The organism is Saccharococcus sp. Marseille-Q5394 (assembly GCF_946901335.1).
Lineage (GTDB): Bacteria > Bacillota > Bacilli > Bacillales_A > Planococcaceae > Sporosarcina > Sporosarcina luteola_C.
The window spans coordinates 758,061-781,939 of record NZ_CAMPPQ010000002.1 but is presented as its reverse complement, the minus strand read 5'-3'; the positions used below and the strand labels follow the sequence as shown (position 1 = coordinate 781,939).

Sequence of the window (23,879 nt, the reverse complement as noted above, 5' to 3'; positions counted from 1 at the left end):
GAATGTACGAGGTGAGAACATGAAGAAAAAGAATTCTCGTTGGAAGACAGGGATAGCTATTTATCTAAGTGTAATTTGTCTGATCTGTGCAGGTTGTTCGAAGTCAAATGAACAAGATGAAATTAAGGAAACAGTCAAAACCGTCGTTGAACTGCAGATGAATGCACCTAATGAAAAAGCAATCTTCAAGAATTACTTCTCGGATAATATAGAGGACACGGAGAAAGGATTCGAACAATATAATGCATATTTAAAGGAAACATACGCCCCTTACTTTACTGAAAGCACATTCGATCTGTACACTCGAACAGGTGAGTTCGACATCTTCCATACAGTAGCCGACAGATACGGGTATCAATTGAAGGTGAACGATGTCAACGTCGAGCAGAACGAAGTGACACCAACAAATTATAACTTCACCGTCGATCTTGATTATGTGAATAAAGACGGGGAGAAAACGGCGATCGAAATAACAGGCGTTGCCATTATGCGCGACGACAAAATCGCTAAAATGTCATACCTCGGCGACAAGCAATTATTGAGGAGTTTAATTAGCGGAGGGCTGGAGTAACTGCGGTGGCATAGCAAATAAAATAATCCATCCCTTATGAGCTTACACTCAAGGATGGATTATTTTTTTGCGGTTACGATACATGACCATCCAGTATACCTGCTAATTTCTCCTTCACCGCTTCAGACGTAACAATACAGCTGACTTCAGAGAACTTCGTTGTAATCCACAGTTCATACCCGCTATTCACTTCCGGGGAATACCCGTAAAAACGGTGGTTCTGATCAATTCCCTCGAAATGATACGATTGAATGTTCTTCCATGACACAAACCTGCCCCCACATAACACCCCGTTTTCCACAATCGCAAATAGATTCCAAACTTGATTGAAAGTGAATAATGCAAGGAGAGGGATGATGGCGTAAGACAAATCCTTATCCTTACTAGTGCTGAGCAGATCATAAACTACAAGAATGAGTAGAAACAGTAGCGTGAGACCCAGCCAAAGAAGACCGGTTTTTTGTTGATTAATAATCGGCAGCTCGACTGCTTTTTTCGGCTGTATTCGAATCTCTTGCAAGTCTTCCTCCGTGACTGGGAAAATGACAGGTTGTTTCATTCTAATTAATAAGCGGAAAATTCGGAAACAAAGAAACAAAAATAATATGCCCGTTATAATGATCATCTTTCATTTCCCCCAACTTGAGCAAACATTAGTTATCCCTCTACTAATTCTTTTGCGTCAATTTTACCATATAACACCATGGCGCATCCTTTAAATTTCTGAGTAATAGCAAAAAACAACAACCATTCCCTCTCGAGCTCCGTTACTATTATGAAGAGGCGGTGATGACAATGGACCAGGGAGAATTGGAAGCGATCATGGATGCGCATGGCGAACACCTATTGAGGATGGCTTTCTTTTATTTACGGGACCGCGAGATGGCGAAGGATATCGTCCAAGACGTGTTCATTTCCTTTTATACGTCAGCGAATTATGAGGAACGAGGGACACTGCGTGCTTACCTTACTAAGTTGACCGTCAACCGCTGTAAAGACCATCTGCGGAGCTGGTCATTCCGGAATTTGCTGTTCACGCAGGATTGGATGGAAACGATACATACACAACAGGACCCTGTTATTTTGAATGAAGAGCGGGCAGAACTCGCCATCACGATATTGAAGCTGCCGATGAAATATCGGGAAATTATCATTTTTTATTACTATGAAGAATACAAGATCATGGAAATCGCCGCTTTTTTGGAGCTATCCGAAAACACGGTGAAGGCACGAATGGTGAAGGCGCGGAAGATATTGAAGGAAAAACTGAAAACCGGTGATTGGGAGGTGCTATCTAATGAATGAAGTGAAGAAGAGTCTAGATGCTGTGTCCGGAATTAATTCAGAAGATGTGGAAGATGTGAAACGAAGAGTCCTCTCCGGAAAACGTAGGCAAAAGAAAAGAAATCCCTTCCCAGTGGCAGCGACTGCCATTGTCGCCGCAACGGTCCTGTTTTTTGCATTCAACGTGCTGAAGGACGGTATCTCCACCGCGGATCAAGATGAATATGAAGTTAATGAATTAATTTATGATCACATGCTACGGTCAGAGTCGAACGGCAATGAAGAGGACTCCACGAACGAGATGAAGCAAGCGGTTTTGCGAAACATACTGCAAATTGACGCGTTAATTGATTATGCCAAAACGATGGGCTACACGGAAGACATAGAAGCAATCGAAAAAACCGTGGCGGAACAGCGGGATTCTTTTTATGCGGATCTGAACAAAGAAGATGAAGAGAAAAAGAAGACAATTCTCCAAACACAGGAAAGGAATTTCGGAATCTCCTATGACGACTATTTCAATGTCATACTAAAATGGACTAGCCGATACGAGAAAGCCGAAGAATGGCTCGTTCGCCATCCACAGGAAAAACCTATAACAAAAGGTGAAGCACTCGGTTCATTCCAGAATAAACACGAGCATGCTATCGCCAATTTCATGGAACAAAAGGCGATTCCCCCTTTCGATCTGTCCGTCAATTACGAAGAGCTTGAAGGGACAGTCGCCGCGATCGATGGTGAGCAAGTCCTTATCACGCAAGGATTCGTAGAGGACGCTCCGTCGAAAAAGGAAAAGTTGATCATAAATGGAGCCGCCGCCCGGTTTGTCATCCCTCACGCTTCAAACGAGATTTCGCCCGGCATGGACATCAGGATTGTTTACGACACTCTCTCCTACCCTGTTACTTCACGTGGCAGTTCATTAACTTACGAAAAGGTGACGGAGTGGGAAGTACTTTCTAACAATACTGTAGTTGAATTCACACCTGAGAATCCAACGGGAGTTTCTGAAAAGGATATAGAAACGGCTTATGAAATGTGTGTAACCGCGCTGACGGACTATTATAAATCTGTCTGGAACGGGACAGATTTCGACTCGAATTTATTCATTGAAAACGAAAACCTTAAGCAGTATATAGATAAGAAGGTTCAATTCGAACATGATCGATATGGAGGCTTTAATGATCCGGTGAAAGATGTTGAAATTGGGGATTGGGAAGCGCAGAATACTGAAGATGCTAATGGAGGTTTTCTCTATTTGCACGTACCCGTAATGGTCAATAAGGATGTAGGCGGTTATGGTGAAGCAACCGAATTTCTCGTACGCAATATAAACGGTAAGTTATTCATCGTTGATTGGTATACGGGTGGAAAAGATACGTATGACTTTATCGTGCGTGGAGAGAATGAAATAATCGACAACCCGGATATTTGGAATGATCAGGAATGGGTAAAGAAATTTGATGGTTCGGCAGATTGAGCATATATCTATAGATATGGCCCGCGAAGGAAATCATCCTCGTGGGCTTTTATTTTATATGGGCTATGGAAAAGTCTTTTATTCAATAATATTTCTTCTATAGGTTGTACCAATCACTCCTCTTGAATAGGATGCATAGACGCTATTTAAGGGAGGACTTTACATGAATTCGATAGCTGCCTATATCATTTTAGGCGTGTCTTTAGCTGCGCCAGTCGGACCGGTTAACGCCGCGCAGCTAAATACGGGTATTAAAAACGGTTTTTTTCATGCCTGGATTTTTGGTATTGGAGCGTTATCAGCCGATGTCTTGTATATGATCATGGTATATTTCGGAGTCGGACAAATTATCGAGTTCGCACTGGTAAAAATAATTCTTTGGTCATTTGGTTGTTTTGTTCTTTTATATACTGGAATCGAAAATTTATTATCACTACATAAAATTGAACTAGCAATGAAATTAGGTAAGAAAATCCTTCTTAGACGTTCCTTGTTATCTGGTTTTTTCATGTCGCTTTTGAATCCACTAACGATTCTTTTTTGGCTGGGGATCTATGGTTCAGTTCTTGCACAATCTGCTGAAACCTTTGCAGGGGATCAACTACTGATTTTTAGTATAGCCATTATAGTTGGTGTCCTTTTATGGGATACAATAATGGCCACTCTATCCAGTGGTGCCCGCAGATTATTATCCATCAAGCTTTTGAAGGTGATATCCATTATTTCTTCCCTGTTTATGATTGGATTCGGTATATACTTTGGCATTCAGGCTTATCATGCATTATTTTGAGCCTCTTCTTTCTTCCACCTTTTCCGTAAAAACAGGACGATGAGTCCAATTACCGTAAGAAATAGTAAACTGATAAAAAAGCCAGGTCGACTTGTTTTATGAAAAAGTGCTCCGCTTACGGCTGCAACAACAAGAATCATTCCGATCACTCTTTTAACTTTATCCGCAGTAGTCGGCTCGATTAATCTGTGATACATGCTTAAAATGAGAATCCAATTATAAAGCAGCATTAATGCTGCGGCAGTCGTTATATATTCGTATACCTTATCAGGCAATAATAATGAGGTGACTATGGATAGAATAAGCCCGGTTGTCGTTAAAGCGATAGCAGGTAACGGCATTTTGAATTTCTTTTTCGTTTGTTTACTAAATAGTTTAGGTGCATCCCCATCTTCAGATATTGTCTGAAGTACCGTGGTAACCGAAAAAAGAGCTCCAGACATCGTCGAAAAACCGGCAATAATAATTGCGGCTGTAAACACATGTGGGAAAAACTCAATATTATGAAAACCTGATAAGGCCTCAACAAACGGGCTTTTGTTCTCCCTGAACTTATCATATGGCAATAACAAAAGCGCTAAAGATAGCGATGTAACGTAAATGGCTCCGAGTAATCCTAACATGACTTTTCCCGATTTAGGAGCATCGTCCTTTTTCTTAAGATGGATGGCCATTACGCCCATTACTTCAATTCCACCATGAGCATAAAAGGCAAACAATAAAGCGCTCCAAAATCCGACGATACCGTTAGGAAAAAATCCTTTTACAGTTTGAGGAATTTCTGCTTTGGAATCGCCCTCAATTATCCCTGTCAACGCTAAAATGGCAATTACAATAAACATAAAAATAGCAGCAATTTTCATTACTGCAAACACGCTCTCTAATTTCCCAAACGCTTTGGTCCCAATAAAAAGAACGAGAAGGCCGCATACGGCATAAATCGAAGCGAACATCCACAGTTTAATGTCAGGGAACCAAAACTTTGATAACAATGAAATTGCAGTAAGCTGACTACCGATGATTAAAATCTCCGAACACCAATAGACCCAACCACTGCTAAACCCAGCCCAACGTCCATATGCTTTTTTGGCATACGTTCGGAATGATCCTTTCTGTGGATCCTTTGCGGACATTTTCGCAAGTGCTTCAAATACGATATAGGTTGCACTTGCAGCCATGATAAAGGCCAGGATGACAGAAGGACCTGTCATTTTAATCGCAATACTTGACGCTAAGAAAAAACCTGTACCAATAATGCAGCCTACTCCAATTAGGGATAATTGCCACCAAGCAAGACTTGCTTCTTCATCCTTGCCGCCCGACGTTTTTTTCCCCATTACATACACCTCCACATAAAAGATAGCTTTCCACCAGAAAGTACATTTATGTGTTAGTGAAATGAAGAATGAACATTTTCAAGACAATAGATCAACCATGTTAGCTTATGTATATTGTTTACAACTGCCCAATAGAGGATATGGGTAACCAACTATATAGCTGAAGGGGCATACGACAATGACCAATCAAAACGAAGACATCCTTACCTATTTTCAAAAACTTGATCGCAGCTTTTTCATGGATGAACTAAAAGAATTCGCCTATATGGACGAGGCCATTCCAATCGGGCACGAACAAACGATTTCCCAGCCATCCCTCGTACTTGAAATGACATTGGCCCTCGATTTGCAGCCTGGTTCAAAAGTGCTCGAAATCGGAACGGGATCCGGCTACCAAACCGCCCTGCTCGCCGCCTTCTCGGACTCCGTTTATACAATTGAACGAATCGCCGCCTTGCATGAACGGGCAAAGGAACGGTTAGAAAAAGCCGGCTTCTCCAACATCCATTTCAAATTGGATGACGGCAGCACCGGTTGGGAAGAAAACGCTCCGTATGACCGGATTATGGTGACGGCCGCCGCTGCCCAAGTGCCAACCGAGCTCATCGATCAACTAGCACCCGGAGGAAAAATGATCATTCCGGTAGGTCCACCCCTTCTACAGGAGCTCCTGCTGTTGGAAAAAGATGAAGACGGAAAGATTGATACGACAGTGCTGGAGGAAGTGAGGTTTGTTCCGTTGAGGGGGAAGTATGAGTAGAGGTCATAACTTTATTAGACTTCTCTTTTGATTGTAATCGACATTTAGTGCACTACCTATTAGGTCCTTACTCACAAAATGACAATATAATTCGGGAAATGATCGATATATGTTGGGAAATAATCAATATCCTCCTCGAAATGATCGATAAACCATGGGAAATGAACGATAACCCGCGGGAAATGATCGATATAATTCTACCTGCTTCAATCCCAACTGCTCACCCACTCATTTCATAACAAAACAGCCCACGAAGGAGTTTTTTCCTCGTGGGCTTTACTCATTTAATATCTTTATGGATCAACACCGTTGCGATTTCAGGGAAGATCGAAAGAATAACCATGAAGACAAGCATGATGACGGCATACGGGATAACGCCTTTCACGATTTCACTGATGGTGTTTTCTTTGTTCAACCCTTTCAATACGAACAGGTTCAGTCCGACCGGCGGTGAGATGAGAGCCAACTCCATGTTGATGACCATGATAATGGCGAACCAGATCGGGTCGAAACCGAGCGCCATGATGATCGGATAAAGGATTGGCAACGTGATGACGAGAATCGAAACAGTTTCCAAGAACATACCGAGAATCAAAAGCACGATATTGATCAAGATGAAAATGATCCATGGTGAAATATCTTGGGATGTCGCATAGTTGACGATTCCCTGTGGAATCTGAAGGATTGTCAGGATATAGCCCAATAGCATTGCACCGATGATGATGAATAGGATCATTGCATTCGTTTTGACAGTAGAAACTAGAATTTCCTTCATCGAAGTCAAATTGATGTTCTTATAGACGAAAATTGCGATGACAAAGCTGAGTACAACGCCGACAGCAGCTGCTTCCGTCGGTGTGAAAATACCAGTGTAGATCCCGCCGATGATAATGATTGGCAGCAGCAATCCCCAAATCGCCTTGCGAGATGCCTCCATTCTCTCGCCCCAAGTCGCCGGTATGTCTTTAATATGGCGAGTTTGATACGCCGAGAAAATCATGAACGCGATTGTCAGAATTGCACCAGGTATGATTCCAGCAATGAAAAGCTTACCAACAGACTCTCCTGTCACTGAACCATAAATGATCATCGGAATACTTGGAGGAATTAAGATGCCAAGTGTTCCACCCGCAGCCAATAGCCCTAACACATGACGTTTGTTGTAACCCCTTCTCACCATTTCAGGCAGTGCGACAGAACCGACCGTAACAGCCGTTGCAACACTGGATCCTGAAATCGCTGAGAATACGGTACAGCAGAACAATGTCGCAATCGCAAGTCCGCCAGGGAAATGCCTGAACCATCTGCTGGCCATTTCATACAAGTCCCGTCCGACACCACTCACAACAAGCACTTGGCTCATCAATACATACATCGGCAAGGCAGTCAGCGAGAAATCATCCAATGACTTGTACGATATAATCGGAATCTGCATGAAGGCGAATGTACCTCCGTTAAAGAAATACATCCCTGCAACCGCGAGCAAACTGAGCGTAAAGGCGACAGGCAGTCCGATGAGGAGAAGAATTCCCAATCCACCCGTAAAAAATAAATTCATAGGTGTTCCCCTCCCTTATGGATGCCGCCATCTATAATCTGTAGTATGAAGGCGATGCATAGAAGAACGCCCCCGATCACGAGGAGGGATTCCGGAATATACATTGGAATCCTCAACAGTGATGCGGATGTGACTCCCAAGTTGAATGTCTTGATGACATGCAAGTAACTGTAAAGTGTAAAGATGATACTGAACACCAATCCGAGAGAATTCGTCAGGTATGCCAGTAAGGTTTTAATTCGATCATTAACATTATTAATCAATAAATCGACAGTAATATGCGAATAGGTCCGAACCGCATAGGCGCTACCTAAGAAACAGCTGCCAATGATCGCATAGATGGATAGCTCAGTCGCCCACGAAGTCGGTTTATGGAAAAACGATCTTGACACAACTTCATAGAATGTCATAACGGTCGTGATCAAAATAAGCACACCCGCAATGTAAGCGCCCCATCTGATGAGCAGATCCATAACAGTATAGACCTTTTTCAAAGCGGTTCCCCCCTCAAATCTAGTTATTTCAGTCTACCAAGTCTAAAAGTTCTTTCCCTAGGTCTCCGGCATTTTTCACGAATACGTCACGCACCGGTGCAGCCGCGTCTTTCCATACGTCCAACTCGTCTTCAGGTACGACGTAAACTTCCATTCCATTTTCTTCAAGTGCTTTAGCAGAGTCACTATCTTCTTTTTCGGCTTGCTCACGGATCCACGTTTCCGTTTCAGCGGCCACTTCTGTTAGAAGGTCTTGAGTCTTCTCTGGAAGGCCATCCCAGTAGTCTTTATTGACAGCCAAAAGGAATTCAAGATAGGCATAGTTATTAATCGTCAAGTATTTCGTAACTTCATCATATTTACGTTGAAGCATCGCTGTCGTACCTGATGTTGCCCCATCCACTGTGTCACGTTGAAGGGCCATGTATACTTCCCCCCCACCCATGAAAACAGGTGAAGCCCCATATGCTTGAATTAATTCGGAAGGCAAATCTCCGATACTTCTGATTTTCAATCCTTTGAAGTCTTCAGGAGATTTTAACGGGCGCTTGTTATTGGCAAATTGAACATATCCATAGTCAGCGAACATCAGAACTTTCGCACCCTTTTCTTCCATTGCACCACGAAGTTTATCGCCGAATTCACCATTTACCGCTTCTCCTACTGCTGAATAATCATTGAATACATAAGGAACATCGAAAATCCCCATTGCCGGAACAGTGGACGCCCATAGAGTGGAAGAGTTCACACCCATTTCAACACCACCTGAAAGAATCGACTGGTTCATGTCCTTATCGCTTAGTAATTGTCCCGCCGGATACACTTGCACTTTCACTTTGCCATCGGATTTTTCGGTAACTTTTTTCGCGAATTCTTCGATACCAACCGAGATATGATGATCTTGAGGCAAGTTGTAGGCAAGACGGATTGTCGTTGCCTCATAGCCGTCCCCGCTATCAGCAGTAGCCTTATCATCCGTTTTTTCGTTGTTGCAGGCGGACAACACAACCACCCCAAGAATTGATACAAACAAACCTAACAGCCATTTTTTCATCACTCATTCCCCTTTTCCCTTTGTTTTTCCACGTGGCGGATCCGTCCCAATGGATTTTTTGTAGATAGACTTGCCGCATAATCAGCGGCACCCAACAGTTTTTGAAGATCGACCCCTGTTGATATATTCATCCTTTCGAATAAATAAACGAGATCCTCTGTTGCCAAATTACCCGCGGCGCCCGGCGCAAATGGACAGCCGCCGATGCCACTTGCGGACGTTTCAAAAATTCTCACGCCTGCCTTGTAAGCCTCATATGCATTCGTCAACCCAAGTCCCCGCGTGTCATGCAAATGAATAGCTACTGGCGTGTCGCCTGCAATGGCGAGCACCTTCTTCATCAGACTGTCGACGTGATCGGGTGTTGCAATTCCGATCGTATCCGCAATTCCAATCCGATCGACACCGGCCTCTTTGACACGGCGGACAATTTGCAGCACGTCCTCTTCATCCACCGCTCCTTCATACGGACAGCCGAAGCTGACAGCGACTGAAAAGCAAGTCTTAATGCCGTCTTTTTTCGCTTCCTCCAAAACCCTGAGGAACTGCGACATATTCTCCTCGATCGACATCCCGATGTTCTTTTCATTGAAAGTTTCAGTAGCTGCACTGATCCAATTCACTTCGGATAAACGATGTTCCCTTGCCCGTTCATACCCTTTCAGATTAGGAATCAATGCAATCGCTTCGAGATTTTCCTTATCGGAAAGAGCTTGGAGCAATTCGTTTGCATCAGCCATTTGGGGTACTTTCGCCGGATGGACGAAGGAGGTTACTTCCACTTTGTAAATCCCGGCAGCAATCAGTTTGTTTACTAGTTGAAATTTCTGCTCCACATCTACCGGTTTCGGCTCGTTTTGCAAACCATCGCGGGGGCTGACGTCAATGATCGTAACGCCATCCATTCAAATGACCCCTTTCTCTTTCAGACGCTGGAACTCGTCTTCCGACAGGCCGAGGAGATCCGAATAGACCTCTTCATTGTGGGCTCCCAGAACCGGGCCGATCCAATCGATATCACCCGGTGTCCCCGATAGCTTCGGCACAATCCCGGGAACGGTCATCTTCACTCCGTCCTCCAATACGATTTCCTTCAGCATATCGCGCGCCTGATAATGTTCATCATTCACGATGTCATTGATGCCGTAAATCGGACCAACCGGAACCGACGCTTCATCCAAGATCCGCCGAACTTCATCCATGGAGTGCTGCAACGTCCAGTCCTCTATCACGCCATCTATGAAGTCCGCATGATCCGCACGATCTTGGTTCGTCGCATATAGCGGATCATTCGCCAAATCCTCCCTGCCGATCGCTGTCATGAGACGCTGGAAAATGCGATCTCCATTTCCGCCAATGACAATATGCTTTCCATCAGCACATTTGTATGTGTTCGAAGGAGCTATGCCCGGTAACGTGCTTCCCGTCCGCTCCCTTACGAGTCCTGTTAAATCATACTCCGGAAGAATGCCTTCCAGCAGGCTGAACACCGCTTCGTAGAGCGCGACGTCAACGACCTGCCCTTTCTTTTCCGGATCCTCATCCCGTGCACGAAGTGCCATCAATGTTCCGATTACCGCATATAAGCCTGCAATCATATCACCGATCGCAATGCCTGCACGGACTGGCGGACGATCCGGATAGCCTGTCAAAAAACGTAGACCACCGATCGCTTCCGCAACACTTCCGAAACCGGGCTTTTCCTTATAGGGACCCGTTTGTCCATATCCCGATATGCGGGTGAGGATAATCGATGGATTTACCTTCTGAAGCTCTTCATAGCCCAGCCCCCATCTCTCCAATGTGCCCGGCTTGAAATTTTCAAGAACAACATCTACCTTGCCAATTAATGACCTTACGATTTCCTGCCCTTCAGGTTCTCGAAGATTGATGGTAACCGATTTCTTGTTCCGGCTCTGGACGTACCACCATACGGACGTATCCCCGTGCATCACCCGCCAGTTCCGTAAAGGATCACCATTTGTAGGTTCCTCCACTTTAATCACTTCTGCTCCGAATTCCGCAAAAAGCTTACCTGCATACGGTGCTGCGACCAAATTGCCCAGTTCCAATATTTTCACGCCTTCAAGAGGCTTTCGTTTGTTTAACATGGTTGGATTCCCCCCTACTTAGCGGCCATTATCATGAATGATTGATAATCATGTTCGATATGCTGCCTCATTAATTCCCTAGCTTTATTCTGGTCCTGTTCAACAATCGCCTGATAGATTTTTTCGTGATCATCGTGTGCTTCTTGCGCATATCCTGGATTCTTTTCCAAAATCGCCTTTCTGTAAAAGCTGTTCACCCCCCGTAATTGCAGTGTCATCGTTTCGAGGAATGGATTTCGACTAGCATAGACAATCGATTCGTGAAACTTGAAATTTACTTCCAGCAACCCTTTCAGATTGTTGGCATCGGCTTCTTTTCTCATGGTTTCTACATAGGATTCCATTAATATAATCTCGTCCCGGCTTCTGCGTTGCGCAGCATAATAAGCTGCGAGCGATTCCATTTCCACCCTTATTTCGTAAAGGTTCCGATAATCCTCCGTCGATGGATTGGCCACAGTCACTCCACCAGTTGCATGCACATCCAACAATCCGTCCTTCTCTAGCATCCTGACAGCTTCACGAATCGGGCTGCGGCTCACTTTCAACGTCTCAGAGATTTTCTCTTCGATCAGCCGCTCGCCCGGAGCAATTTCCCCCATGATGATTCCGTTTTTCAAATAGTCATAGACTTGTTCCTTCAAAGTCGTTTTCTTCACTACGAACTGCGACATTTTGTCCACCTCAATTCTCGTCGACAGTATACGGTATACTAAAGTCAGAATAGAACAATGTTTTCAATTTGTCAATTATATTTCTATATAATAAATAGTCTGTCACAACGAACAAATACAAGCCCCACTTTCTGTTTTCGTATGAAATATAGTAGAACTGGAAAGAATGGGTGTAAAAGTTGAGGAGTTGATTCTCTTGGCACATAAATATTATGAGGATAAAAAAGTATTTTGCTATATCTGTCGCAAAACCACCTTTTTCACCTACAGAGATTCCCATAATAATAGTGGAGTGGAAAGCCATTGCGGTGAATGTTCAGAGGTATGGTTTGAATGGCAAAACAGGGCTGTTCAACGAGAGTTGGAAAAGTGGATTGACTATAATAGCAGCAAGTTTCCTCTCAAAAGGTATCTCAGTTTGGAAAAATGATTTCACGTACCGATGCAACTTTGAAGTAAACAAAGAAAGCACATTATTTCGGATTTCCCTGAGTCAAACAGGTTGCCGAGATAATGTGCCATTTTTTCTTTTATGTAGTCGCTAGTCTAACCGTTGTTTTATACAATAACTCAGTCCCGGCAGCAATATCTTCATAGGTTGAAAATTCCGCTGGATCATGACTGATGCCATCTTTAGATCGTACAAAAATCATTGCAATTTTACAGTCTTGTGCCATGGAGAGCGCATCGTGGAACGCCCCGCTCGTTAGTTCCGGAACGACTTCCAGACCCATCGCTTTACTCTCTTCACGCATAACGTCTACAATATGCTCACTGCATGGCTCTGGAGAGATATTCGTATCTTCGTATATCGTATACTTCAGACCATTTTCTTGGGCGGTTTTATCAATGTAATCACGCAATTGTGTTTCATATCGATTGCGTCTGTCCAAGTTACTATCTCGTAAATCGATCGTAAAGATCACCCTGTCCGGCACAATTGCTCTCGCGTTCGGATATATGGTTAAGTTGCCAACTGTGCCGACAGTCGGGGCATCTTGATCTTGCGTTACGATACCTTTCAATCCGGAAATTATTTCAGCTGCACCAACTAATGCGTCTTTTCGCAACTTCATTGGAACGGTACCGGCATGGCCCGCGGACCCAGTCAGTTCTACGGTTAGCCAGAGAGGCCCCGAGATTCCTATAACGATTCCTACGGGAGCATTTGCTTCCTCTAACACAGGGCCTTGTTCAATATGCAATTCAATATACGTATCAATCGATCCTTTTGGATATTCTGAAGCAGTGAGCTTATCAGGATCAGCCCCAAACTCACGTAACGCTTCACGTCTTGTTACCCCGTCCTTATCCGAACGTTCAAGTTCGCCTTCATCTAATTGACCGGTAATCCCCCTGGATCCGAATAACCCTTTATTAAAACGGAAGCCCTCTTCATCGCAAAACGCCATAATTTCGATTGGCATTTCAGACTGTATATTGTTTTCCTGCATCGTTTGGACAACTTCCAATCCGCCCAGCACACCGATCGGACCGTCAAATCGTCCACCGGAAGGCTGTGAGTCAATGTGTGAGCCAAGCATCAAAATGGGCGCATCCGGATTTTTTCCTTCCAGTCGGCCAATTAAATTCCCGAAGTCATCGACTCTCGTTTGTAAGCCGGCTCGTTCCATCCACCGCTTCACAAGTTCAATTCCTTCTTTATATTCCTTTGACAAAGCCAATCGACATACGCCAGTTTCACCAAACTTTCCAATCTCAGCGAGCTGATCAATATGTTCTTGTAATCGTTTATGGTTGATTGTTAGTTTTTGTAGACTCGTATTCACCATTTATCTTTTTCCCCCTTACCCGTTAGCCTTCTTATCCTTCGCTTTTTCCACGTTATAAATGACAGCGATTGAAATCGCAACACAAGAAGCAATTTTAATTAATGATGGGATTGGCGAGAAAAAGACCCCAATCCCGAGTAGTACCGCCATGACGCCGTATTTAGGCTTACTAAAGGCAAATTGACCTAACACTGCACCAAAAATAGCAGGCAGGACGAATACAAATGACGCTTGGATTGATTCAGGGATTAAATTGACGATAAATGTTCCGCCCAAAACAGTTAAAATAATGACGATCGTATTCGTTAAAGAAGCAAGGGCAATTCCGAGTACGCCAGCTATTTCAGCTTTTTGCGTTCCAAGTTCAGCACCGACAGCTTTTTGGGCAGCTGATGAACAAGGGACACATAGATTCGCAATATTTCCCGATAAAAAGGCGATATACGTTCCGCCGATCCCGAGAATCGGGAAGTACGTTACAGGTTCAACAATCCATAACACCCCGATAAACGCTGCATAACCTAGGAGTCCGGCAAAAATCGCTCCCCATCCCGGGTGGGCACCGAGTACGAACGACAAGTACATCGGTAATCCTACTGAAGCAATCATTACTAATAAAATAGTTAAGCGACCCCAAAAGTGGGACTGTTCATGAAACCTCGTCATTGAACTGCTAGCAGGCACGGATTTTGCTTTGGAAGCTGTACGAACAACCTCTTGACTCATGCTCATTTTCATTCCTCCTTAACTATACAAAGTAATTTTCTAGGTAAGTGCAATGACCATCGTTCCGACAATCATTCCACAAACCATTGAAATTCCAAGTGACCATTCTCGCAGCCAACTTATATTTTTCTTTTCGGCAATTGACATACAGACAATCATAATTCCGAGTGAGGCGATTCCTGCGAAGAAAAAGCCCAACCCTTTAAGCATTTGTTCGCTTGCTAAATATCCGAATGCACCAAGCATTGCCGCCAAGGAAATACTTGCCACCGCTTTTGGGTTTTTCCTACGGATTGCTTTCTCAGCTTTTCCAAGGGATTTTGTGAAAAGAAATGTGACGAGAAGCCAGCCCATCCCACCTAAACACATCGTCCAAACGACTGTCGCAAACGCTTTTTCATTAAATCCAGCGCCCCCTAGCTCAACGCCGAAAGCCTTCGCGCCGATATGAGCAGCCGCCGTTTCTGTTGCCGCGGATCCGATAATTCCGATTCGCATCATTGTTATAGGTGGACCAAGGAGTGCGATTAACGAAACGATAACAATGGCAATCCCAAATGAAGGGCCAAGTGAGCTAATAAAACCTGTCCTTATCGCTCTTGAGACCTCCGTAGGCGTTAATCCTGCATCAGGGGCAGCTTTTTTAGCAATGTTCATGAACATGATTGCTTGAAAAATCACGACACCCATTACGAAGAAAGCAACGATCCAGACGATATTGCTGCTAGCGATATTCATTACATTTCCCGGCATTTAAAACTCTCCTTCCTAGATTGTCAGATGCAACCAAAATATTATTTAATCTGATAGATATTCAAAAACAGTTCCTATAAAAAGCCTTACAGATGTGTGCACCATATACGACGCCTACCCCGATAAATTTCATCTAGCATCGTATCTCTCCTTTCTTTTATCTAAACTCTTACTATATAAAAACAATATTATTTGATTCTTTTGATTCTTAACACTATACAACAGTGTCAAATTAGGTGCAAGGATATTTGGACATTATTAATTTTTTAATTACATGTAACCATTTTACGAACTTAGTTAGTTATTAGAACCTACGTTCCGTAATGAAAGTATTAAATGGGAGTTGCCTATATTGGTTATTTTGTGACAGTCCTTTGCGGTCCAGATCTTCTGCACACCATGAAAAAACACCGACCCATGACCGACGTTTTTTGTCGATAGGTTGGTGCTGGATGTAGATTAGTAAGTAAATCAGGCACTTGTACAATTTGAAATTGTTCGGGTATCTGCTGCCTATTTTTAATACAGATGTCTATCCAATCCATTGCCACATGGCCAAAATGAGGCATCCCTTTGCGTGCCCCGTCAACGTCTACATCGTTCACTTATTATCATAAGAAGCCCCAACCTCTTCTAAATGAAGGATTGGGGCTTCTTTTAGTAGTAACTTACGCGATAGGTTGTTTTGGCGTGTAAAACTCTTCGGGAATCGGTCCGAACACTCTTCGGTGGTAGAGCATCGGGTCTTTCTCTTGATCAATACGAATATCTGTAACTTCTCCAATCAAAACGGTATGATCGCCTGCCTCAATCGCTTTGAACGTTTTACATTCAAACACTCCGAATGCACCGTCAATAATCGGCAAGCCGTTTTCGGAAAGGTTCCACTCACACGCAGCAAATCGATCCTCAACTTTACTTGCAAACGTTTTACAAAGCTCTTGTTGTTCACCTGCCAGAACGTGGACCGCAAATTTGCCACCTTCTGTGAACGCTTTCAGTGACGACACACGGTGATCAATGGACCATAGAAGCATAAGCGGATCTAAAGAGACAGAGGCGAATGAATTAACTGTCAACCCGACAGGCTTTCCGTCCTCATCCGTTGTTGTCACAATTGTTACCCCTGTTGGGTAATTCCCCATGATTTGTTTGAATAAATCCTGTTTTTCTGCTTTTTGCATGATTGATCTCTCCTTTTTAAGTAAAATGCTATCTCCTGCTACCGTTCTATCTACTTACAACAAATTTGCAACCTTCCGTCGCGGCAAAGATACGAGGCTGTAGAGTACTGCCGTGACAATAATGGTTGGGTATACGGCACCTACAGAATTCCCCAATAATATAGAGTCACGGACCAGTAAGAAAAAGACTACCCCGAATGCCCAGACAGCTACAGCTCTTATATTGACACCTTTTGAATACCAGTATTTCCCGCCCACTTTCTCAAATTCCTTAACATCATAGGATCGCTTTTGGACAAAGAAGTAGTCGGCAACCAAAATTCCCAACAATGCACTCAATACCATACCGATGTATTCTAAGAAGCCCATAAATGTATATAAGAAACTGGCCAAGTAAAGTGGAATGAGCATGGCAAACCCCGCCAATACCGTTACAAGCCAAATAGAATGAAGCGGTTTGATTTTCTTCGTTACATTGGTAATTGAAATTCCCGCGGCCATCAGATTCACCACATTTGTTGTAATACATGCGACAACAATCAGCACCAATGCAAACCAACCAAGTCCAAGATTCGTCACAATTGAACTTGGATCCGAATTATCCGGATTAAATGTTCCTGTCGTAATCGCCGCACCAATGGTAGCGATTATGCCGATAAATGCAAACCACATGAGAGAAAGGCATGCCCCTAAAAGCGGTGCAACTGTTGCTGTTTTAGCGGACCTTGTATACCTCGTGAACTCAGCAATACCTAGAACCCAAGCTAAGCTGAATGCAGCCATAATATCTATCGCTTTCCCAACCGGCATAATCGCATCCGCCGGTGCCTTCCAAGCCATGATGTCTGCAATTGAATGTGTTTTCAACACGACAACCGTAATCCAAATACCTAAAGCCAGAACTAACACGATTCCAATTCTTTCGACAATTTTAATTGAATTCCTTCCCAATGAAACGGCAGCTAAATTCAAAATGCTCATGAAGACAATGCCCAGAATCATCGGTCCCGCGCTACCTGGCTCACCATAAGCGGGCCAACCAAATAAACCTTTTAATATGAAACTCATGGATATGACGGCAATGAACGTATTAACAACCGCCCATCCTAAAAAAACGATGGTATTTAACACCGTTGGCAAAAGACTTCCCTTAATTCCAAAAGCCGGCCTTGTTAATGCCATTGTGGAAGTTCCAACTTTGAAACCCATATAGCCAACAAGTGCCAGAACGAGATAAGCGATCGGATTAGAAATTAATGTGACTGTAATCGCTCCGGCAAATGCCATTCCAGCAACCGTTCCCCCAACGTACCAGGATGCATTATTCGAGTTCGCTCCAACCCATATTGCTATCATGTCAAAGAAACCTATATTTCTTTGGCTCATCGGAACTTCATCCGTCGCGTAATGTTCTACTGTAACGACATCTTGACCACCGTACGCTTGCTCCGTAACATCTACCCCAATGCTTGACACGTCCACTTTCTCCGCCGTTTTCAATCATTCTCCCCCTTTGTATTCAAAATCGTTGCGAAAAGCTCTTGCGATTAGGTAACTGTTAATTTCGCATAAGCATCTCGTAGCGTCTCCGGTGTAAATTGCAATTCATCAGGTCCCTCAGATGCCCAGACCCTATATTCTTCTCCCAATAGTTTGTTGCAAAGTTGATTGGCATCAAAGACTTGTATGTCATAAATCCAGTTCGCCATCATTAGCGTTGCCGCCATATGTGAACCTTCAGTAGTTGTACCGCATATATCCTTTACCAAGTTAACCTGGTAATCACGATAGTAAGCATCCATCGCCGTCGAAATTACACAGACATCCGTGAGGACGCCGCCAATAAGTAAATGCTTTACATTCAGACCCTTTAACAGTAAATCCAAACTGGATTCATGAAATCCGCTATACCTGTATTTATCAACGATGATATCACCGGGTTCGGGCTTCACTTCTTCCATTATTTCAATAGCCTCTGTACCGGTATGGTAGTAGAGCGGCTCTCCTTTTTCGTTCAACGGTTCCCTGTTTCCAAGTCCAATCGCATCTCCCCTATTTAAATGCCGTGTGTAAATGATAGGGATTTTCTTTTGACGGCATATCTCAATTAGACTTGCTGTTTTTTTAATGATCGTTTCCATTCCAACGACATCTGAAGTACCACCTTCTTTTTGGAGATCAATTAAGAGTAGTGCCGTATTCTCTCCATTCATTCGCCAGCCTCCTTTCTAGATCATTTCCCCGAGGTAAATCTACCATGTACCATGCATGGTTTGATTGGAAAAACTTCATGACTCTGAAACTTTTCCACCTATTCGGTATGGCTTACAATCGGTTTCCATTCCTTCAGTTCAAGTCTGCGTACGTTTTCAACGACGTGTGGATCCGCTTCTGCCATTTCCAAAGCTTCTTCGTATGAATCAGCGATATAGACGACTAGTCCGCCAGTTCCATCGGTAAAAGGGCCTCTTGCAAAGATCTTCCCTTGCTCATCCAATCTATCCAGATAGGCTATATGATGGGGGAGAATTTCTTTATTTTTCACAGAATCGATCATGTGCAACAGTGCCGCGTAATACGTCATCTTCTCCCCCCTAATTCCGGTTCCAGACAACCAGCTTCATTTCCGTCATTTCTTCTACTGCATATTTCAAACCTTCACGACCCGTTCCACTTTCTTTCACTCCGCCGTACGGCATATTATCGACTCGGAATGTCGGGATATCATTGATCATTACGCCGCCGACATATAGATTTTCAGCCGCATTCAACGCTGTATTAATATCATTTGTGTAAATTCCCGCCTGAAGTCCATATCGTGAATCATTGACGAGTTCTATTGCCTCTTCTATATTTTTCACTTTATTGATCACAACGATTGGTGCAAATACTTCATGACAAGACACTTTCATCGTAGAGTCCGCATCACAAATAATTGTTGGATAAAGGATGTTACCTTCCGACTTGCCGCCTGCTGCAACTGTAGCGCCTTGACTTTCCGCTTCTTGAATCCAGCTTAATGTGCGCTCTACGTCTCCGGATGAAATTAATGCTGACACGTCTGTTTTTTCATCTAACGGATCTCCTATTATCAGCTTTTCCGTTTCATTGACAAGCTTCGAAACGAATTCATCATATACATCCTCATGGAGATAGGCACGCTGCAATGAAATACATACTTGCCCTTGGAAAGCGAAAGCACCGCTTACACAGCGTGGAACAATCTTATCAATGTCGACACCTTTATCGATGATCACCGCCGCGTTGGATCCGAGTTCCAAGGTGACTCTTTTCAGCCCTGCCTTGCTTCGTATTCCGATTCCGACCGCCGGACTTCCAGTAAACGTGATCATACTGACACGATGATCGGTTACGAGTTTGTCACCTGTCACTCTGCCGCTTCCTGTCACAACGTTCAGTGCTCCTGCAGGCAATCCCGCTTCAAGAAGAAGCTCTGCGATGAAGAATGAGGATAGCGGTGTTTGCGATGCAGGTTTTAAAATAATCGTATTGCCGCTAGCGATGGCTGGTCCGACCTTATGCGCAACTAGATTCATCGGGAAATTGAAAGGAGTAATGGCCCCAATCACACCGATTGGTTCACGCACTGTATAAGCCAACCGGTTTTCTCCTCCTCGAGCAGCGTCAAGCGGGAGTGTTTCACCGTGAATGCGCTTCGCTTCCTCGGCCGCAAACTTGTATGTTTCAATCGTTCGGCTAACTTCTTGCCTTGCTGTAGCAATCGGTTTCGCCGCTTCTAACGCTATGATTTCAGCAGCTTCTTCGGCTCTTTCTTGCAAAGAACGAACCAGATTCTCCAGAATTTCTGCGCGTTTGTGAGCGGGCATTTTCGCCATTTCCTGCCTCGCATTCATAGCTGCTTCAATCGCCAGCTCTGTTTCCGCTCCCGTCGCCATAGGTATTTCCGCGATGATATCACCTGAATATGGAGAACGAATCGAACTATATTCACCAGCTTCTACCCATTCCCCATTAATAAGTAGATGTTTCTTTCTCACACTTGCTAACGATTCTGTCATGATCAGGTTAACCTTCTTTCTGTGAATGGGCTTGTTTAGCAGGTTGCCGCTATTGATTTTTCACGATGTTTTTCAACCTCACTGAAATATTCATCAATCTTTATCTTTAATCCACCACTTCCAAATTTAGTACGGCTAGTAGTTTCATCCATACCTTCTTGGACGTAATCAAGAAATGAGAGTATGATTTTCCGTCTTTCCACTATTCTTTCGAATCCGCGTTCATAAAAAAACGTATCGATAGTATTATAGAGTCCCCTGTTGACACCATATTTTTCATTGCACAAACGGATGAACGACAGATCCGGCAAATGAATCGTTTTGTCTATTTGCATGTCAAATGCTCTCCTCTCTATCAATAGTTCACCTTCGCCGTTCATCGCATAATAAACGGATCAGGAATCGGTTCGGATGAAGTATTCACCCAGACGACTTTACTTTGCGTATATTCATAAATTGCATCAAAACCGCTTTCTCTGCCATGTCCACTTAAACCGGAACCGCCGATCGGTGCGATTGGCGATATGCTGCGATACGTATTCACCCACACAATTCCGGCCCTTACAGCCTTGGCCACTCGGTGGGCTTTTGCAATATCACTCGCCCAAATCCCTGCCGCTAATGCATAATCTGTGCTATTCGCCAACTCGATCACTTCCGCCTCTTCTTTAAATGGAATGACACTTAAGACAGGCCCGAAGATTTCTTCCCTGGTAATGCGCGCTTTGTTATCGGTATGTTCGAAGATGGTTGGCTCAAAATACCACCCTTTTTCCAAGTGTTCCGGCCTCTTTCCTCCGAAAACAATTGTCCCCCCATCCGCTTTCCCGATGGATACGTACTCCTCAACTCGAGCCAACTGTGCCTCTGTTGCAAGCGGTCCCATTTCTGTATCCGCTGCAAACGGGTCACCAATCTTAATTTTCGAGACACGTTCAACAAGTCTCTCCATTACTTTGTCATAGATGTCGACGTGTAAAAATGCACGTGACCCGGCGACACAGCTCTGCCCGGAAGCGCCGAAAATCCCGGCTATGATTCCCATTGCGGCATTATCGGGATTTGCATCATCGAAAACAATATTCGGTGATTTCCCGCCGAGTTCGAGTGATACTTGTGCGAAGTTCTCCGCTGTATTACGGACGACGTGTCGAGCAGACTCGGTGCCTCCTGTAAAGGCAACCCGTCTTACGAGCGGATGAGAAGTCAACGAGTCGCCAACCGGCATGCCGAATCCAGTCACCACATTGACAACTCCCGGTGGAAATCCGGCCTCCTCCACAAGTTTCATAAGTTCAAGAAGAGAAGCGGACGTCATTTCAGATGGCTTAATGACAATCGTATTTCCAGCTACGAGTGCAGGCGCCAGTTTCAATGTCGTCAAGTAAAGCGGTGAATTCCATGGCGTGATTGCAGCGACAACGCCAAGCGGTTCGCGAGTCGTAAAGGCAAACATATCCCGCTTATCCATCGGCAACGTTTGGCCATGGATTTTATCGGCAAGACCTGCGTAATAATAGTAGAATTCAGGTAAATAATTTAATTGTCCCCGCATTTCTCGGATCAACTTGCCGTTATCGATCGTTTCATAATGCGCAAGCTCTTCCACGTTTTCAGCGATCAACTCACCCAGTTTCCTGACGAGCTTGCCTCTCTCGGTATAGGTCATATGGGTCCACTCTGAATTCAAAAACGCCTGATGTGCAGCTCGCACCGCCTGATCTACGTCTTCAGCCGTTCCTTTTGCTACGCGGCACCAAGCCTCTCCCGTCGCTGGATTATAGCTTGGAAAGTACTCTCCACTTGATGACGCTGTCCACTCTCCATTTATATACATGTCGTATGTTTTTAGCTCTGTAATCAGTTCTGTCAAGTCTGCATCTCCTTTACCTCGCAAATACTGTTCTCCCGATGAATGAATGAATTGCTTCGTTGACGATATCCGGTCTTTCAACAGGAAGCATATGCCTCATAGTAGGGACAACCAGCAATTCCGATTCAGCAATTTTCTTTTGGATTTGCTTCGCCATTTCGGGTGTAGAGCCGATATCCTCTTCCCCCGTCATTACCAATGTCGGAATGTTGATTTGATCCAGTTTACCCCAAAGTTCCTGATCGGCCGTTGCAAACAACGTATAGGCAGATAGGTAAGAAATCGGGTTGTTTGTCTGAAGACGTGTACGGATTCGACCAACAATTCCTTCCTGAGCAGTAAGATAGTCAGGGGTGAACCAACGTTGAATCGCTGGTTCAATCGTAGTTTCAGGTCCAATTTTCCTCACTTCTTCCACCCGTGCCAGAATTGCTTTTCGTTGCTCTTCCGTCCGATTTGCGACCGCATTCATGATTGTGAGCGTTTTCATTTTCTCTATGTGTGCCAATGCAAATGCCTGTGCAACCATCCCGCCCATGGAAAACCCGACGAGGTGAATTTTATCAAGGCCAAGTCCATTTACAAGCGCAGTAAGTTGTTCGACAAACTGGGAAAGTGAATAAGGACCGGGAGGATGCGAAGATCCCCCATGCCCTAACATGTCATACACAATTACGCGGTACTCTTCAGACAAACGCTTCACTTGTTGCTCCCACATTGCATGATCTAAGCCGACTCCATGAATGAAAACGAGCGGTTCACCCAGTCCTTTTTCTTCATAATGAATGGTCCCCTGATCATACGAAAACGTTGGCATTAGATAAGTCCCATCTCGACCATATCTTGATGGCGATCTCCCGTTCTTGGGTGCGGACGTCCTCCTGTCGATACACTAATGGCAACAACAATTTCATCTGCTCTTGGCGCATCCGGAATCGTCGCTTCGAATGTAAGGAAATGGGAGCGTTTCGAATCTTCGTTTTTATGCACCATCGGAATAAGGACCGCTGTCCCTGCACCGCCACGTTTATTTGTGAACGGCAAAATGCTCTTGCCTTCCACCGCATCTCGGAACTTGTTACCAAACTTTAAGGTATGAATAAAGGCAGATGCATGCTCCATTTCCCCATCCACTCCGACAACAGCGGCTTTACCGAATGCTTCAACATCGTCTGCCGTTTCAATATGCTTAAACAGTTCCGCCACTAGCAATTCACCGATCTGCGGTGCATATTCGTTGATTTCAGGCATCAAATCCTCAACAAAACCTCTCTTGACCCATGGGTTTTTCATCACTAACATCGTTGTGATCATTTTAATCGAATCTTCGATTTGCTTTCCGCCCTCAATACGTGTTTCCTCAATCGCTGTATATACTTTACGAATTTCTAGCATGT

Annotated in this window: 25 protein-coding genes; 5 read left to right on the top strand and 20 right to left on the bottom strand. The window is 44.2% G+C overall.

Features of this window, described 5'->3' with window-relative positions:
- Positions 1-19 precede the first annotated feature (19 nt).
- Positions 20-571 carry a hypothetical protein gene (locus OC538_RS14545; RefSeq protein ID WP_262176797.1) on the top strand — a complete coding sequence of 184 codons (552 nt, stop codon included), beginning with the start codon at positions 20-22 and terminating at the stop codon, positions 569-571.
- Positions 572-644: 73 nt separating this feature from the next.
- Here OC538_RS14545 and OC538_RS14540 read toward each other — a convergent pair whose 3' ends face one another.
- Positions 645-1,196: a hypothetical protein gene (locus OC538_RS14540; RefSeq protein WP_262176796.1), complete on the bottom strand. Its 552-nt coding sequence runs from the start codon at positions 1,194-1,196 to the stop codon at positions 645-647.
- 170 nt (positions 1,197-1,366) lie between these two features.
- On the opposite strand from OC538_RS14540, the gene OC538_RS14535 reads away from it, so the two are divergent.
- The 3 genes from OC538_RS14535 (at position 1,367) to OC538_RS14525 (ending at position 4,125) form a co-directional block, all read left to right on the top strand.
- Positions 1,367-1,876, top strand: a complete 510-nt coding sequence (locus OC538_RS14535) for a sigma-70 family RNA polymerase sigma factor (protein ID WP_262176794.1) — start codon at positions 1,367-1,369, stop codon at positions 1,874-1,876.
- Positions 1,869-3,335 (top strand): hypothetical protein, encoded by a 1,467-nt coding sequence (locus OC538_RS14530; protein WP_262176793.1) that lies wholly within the window; start codon positions 1,869-1,871, stop codon positions 3,333-3,335. The genes OC538_RS14535 and OC538_RS14530 overlap by 8 nt, the downstream gene beginning before the upstream one ends.
- A gap of 163 nt (positions 3,336-3,498) precedes the next feature.
- On the top strand, positions 3,499-4,125 hold the full coding sequence (locus OC538_RS14525) for a LysE family translocator (RefSeq protein WP_262176790.1): 627 nt from the start codon (positions 3,499-3,501) through the stop codon (positions 4,123-4,125).
- Here the strand turns inward: OC538_RS14525 and OC538_RS14520 are convergent.
- Positions 4,110-5,462, bottom strand: coding sequence for an amino acid permease (locus OC538_RS14520; RefSeq protein ID WP_262176788.1), 1,353 nt, complete (start codon positions 5,460-5,462; stop codon positions 4,110-4,112). The genes OC538_RS14525 and OC538_RS14520 overlap by 16 nt on opposite strands.
- Positions 5,463-5,640: 178 nt before the next feature.
- Between OC538_RS14520 and OC538_RS14515 the strand changes: the two genes are divergently transcribed.
- Positions 5,641-6,222 carry a protein-L-isoaspartate(D-aspartate) O-methyltransferase gene (locus tag OC538_RS14515; protein WP_262176785.1) on the top strand — a complete coding sequence of 194 codons (582 nt, stop codon included), beginning with the start codon at positions 5,641-5,643 and terminating at the stop codon, positions 6,220-6,222.
- A gap of 280 nt (positions 6,223-6,502) precedes the next feature.
- Here the strand turns inward: OC538_RS14515 and OC538_RS14510 are convergent, their stop codons facing one another.
- From OC538_RS14510 to OC538_RS14425, 18 genes are all read right to left on the bottom strand, one after another.
- Positions 6,503-7,780: a TRAP transporter large permease gene (locus tag OC538_RS14510; protein ID WP_262176783.1), complete on the bottom strand. Its 1,278-nt coding sequence runs from the start codon at positions 7,778-7,780 to the stop codon at positions 6,503-6,505.
- Positions 7,777-8,274, bottom strand: a complete 498-nt coding sequence (locus tag OC538_RS14505; RefSeq protein WP_262176781.1) for a TRAP transporter small permease — start codon at positions 8,272-8,274, stop codon at positions 7,777-7,779. The genes OC538_RS14510 and OC538_RS14505 overlap by 4 nt, the downstream gene beginning before the upstream one ends.
- A 28-nt stretch (positions 8,275-8,302) precedes the next feature.
- A complete protein-coding gene (locus tag OC538_RS14500; protein ID WP_262176778.1) occupies positions 8,303-9,328 on the bottom strand; it encodes a DctP family TRAP transporter solute-binding subunit in 1,026 nt (341 codons plus the stop codon).
- The gene (locus OC538_RS14495; protein ID WP_262176776.1) at positions 9,328-10,233 is read right to left on the bottom strand and encodes a hydroxymethylglutaryl-CoA lyase; all 906 of its coding nucleotides are present in this window, start codon (positions 10,231-10,233) and stop codon (positions 9,328-9,330) included. Before OC538_RS14495 ends, OC538_RS14500 begins: the two co-directional genes overlap by 1 nt.
- The gene (locus OC538_RS14490; RefSeq protein WP_262176774.1) at positions 10,234-11,439 is read right to left on the bottom strand and encodes a CaiB/BaiF CoA transferase family protein; all 1,206 of its coding nucleotides are present in this window, start codon (positions 11,437-11,439) and stop codon (positions 10,234-10,236) included.
- Between the two features lie 14 nt (positions 11,440-11,453).
- Positions 11,454-12,113: a GntR family transcriptional regulator gene (locus OC538_RS14485; protein WP_262176771.1), complete on the bottom strand. Its 660-nt coding sequence runs from the start codon at positions 12,111-12,113 to the stop codon at positions 11,454-11,456.
- 530 nt (positions 12,114-12,643) lie between these two features.
- Positions 12,644-13,903 (bottom strand): M20 family metallo-hydrolase, encoded by a 1,260-nt coding sequence (locus tag OC538_RS14480; protein WP_262177818.1) that lies wholly within the window; start codon positions 13,901-13,903, stop codon positions 12,644-12,646.
- A gap of 18 nt (positions 13,904-13,921) precedes the next feature.
- Complete coding sequence (locus OC538_RS14475; protein ID WP_262176769.1) at positions 13,922-14,638, bottom strand: small-conductance mechanosensitive channel; 717 nt, start codon at positions 14,636-14,638, stop codon at positions 13,922-13,924.
- A gap of 33 nt (positions 14,639-14,671) precedes the next feature.
- Positions 14,672-15,385: a DUF5058 family protein gene (locus OC538_RS14470; RefSeq protein WP_251696169.1), complete on the bottom strand. Its 714-nt coding sequence runs from the start codon at positions 15,383-15,385 to the stop codon at positions 14,672-14,674.
- Positions 15,386-16,053: 668 nt separating this feature from the next.
- Positions 16,054-16,569, bottom strand: coding sequence for a flavin reductase family protein (locus tag OC538_RS14465; protein WP_251696167.1), 516 nt, complete (start codon positions 16,567-16,569; stop codon positions 16,054-16,056).
- 54 nt (positions 16,570-16,623) lie between these two features.
- Entirely contained in the window at positions 16,624-18,069 is a 1,446-nt protein-coding gene (locus OC538_RS14460; protein WP_262176762.1) for a cytosine permease, read from the bottom strand.
- Positions 18,070-18,116: 47 nt separating this feature from the next.
- Positions 18,117-18,782: a cysteine hydrolase family protein gene (locus OC538_RS14455; RefSeq protein ID WP_262176760.1), complete on the bottom strand. Its 666-nt coding sequence runs from the start codon at positions 18,780-18,782 to the stop codon at positions 18,117-18,119.
- Between the two features lie 98 nt (positions 18,783-18,880).
- Positions 18,881-19,153: a YciI family protein gene (locus OC538_RS14450; protein WP_262176758.1), complete on the bottom strand. Its 273-nt coding sequence runs from the start codon at positions 19,151-19,153 to the stop codon at positions 18,881-18,883.
- Between the two features lie 10 nt (positions 19,154-19,163).
- Positions 19,164-20,609: an aldehyde dehydrogenase family protein gene (locus tag OC538_RS14445; RefSeq protein ID WP_262176757.1), complete on the bottom strand. Its 1,446-nt coding sequence runs from the start codon at positions 20,607-20,609 to the stop codon at positions 19,164-19,166.
- A gap of 35 nt (positions 20,610-20,644) precedes the next feature.
- On the bottom strand, positions 20,645-20,944 hold the full coding sequence (locus tag OC538_RS14440; protein WP_262176754.1) for a hypothetical protein: 300 nt from the start codon (positions 20,942-20,944) through the stop codon (positions 20,645-20,647).
- A 41-nt stretch (positions 20,945-20,985) separates the two neighbouring features.
- On the bottom strand, positions 20,986-22,506 hold the full coding sequence (locus OC538_RS14435) for an aldehyde dehydrogenase (protein ID WP_262176751.1): 1,521 nt from the start codon (positions 22,504-22,506) through the stop codon (positions 20,986-20,988).
- A complete protein-coding gene (locus OC538_RS14430) occupies positions 22,496-23,299 on the bottom strand; it encodes an alpha/beta fold hydrolase (RefSeq protein ID WP_262176748.1) in 804 nt (267 codons plus the stop codon). The genes OC538_RS14435 and OC538_RS14430 overlap by 11 nt, the downstream gene beginning before the upstream one ends.
- A complete protein-coding gene (locus tag OC538_RS14425; RefSeq protein ID WP_262176746.1) occupies positions 23,299-23,877 on the bottom strand; it encodes an amino acid synthesis family protein in 579 nt (192 codons plus the stop codon). The genes OC538_RS14430 and OC538_RS14425 overlap by 1 nt, the downstream gene beginning before the upstream one ends.
- Positions 23,878-23,879 lie beyond the last annotated feature (2 nt).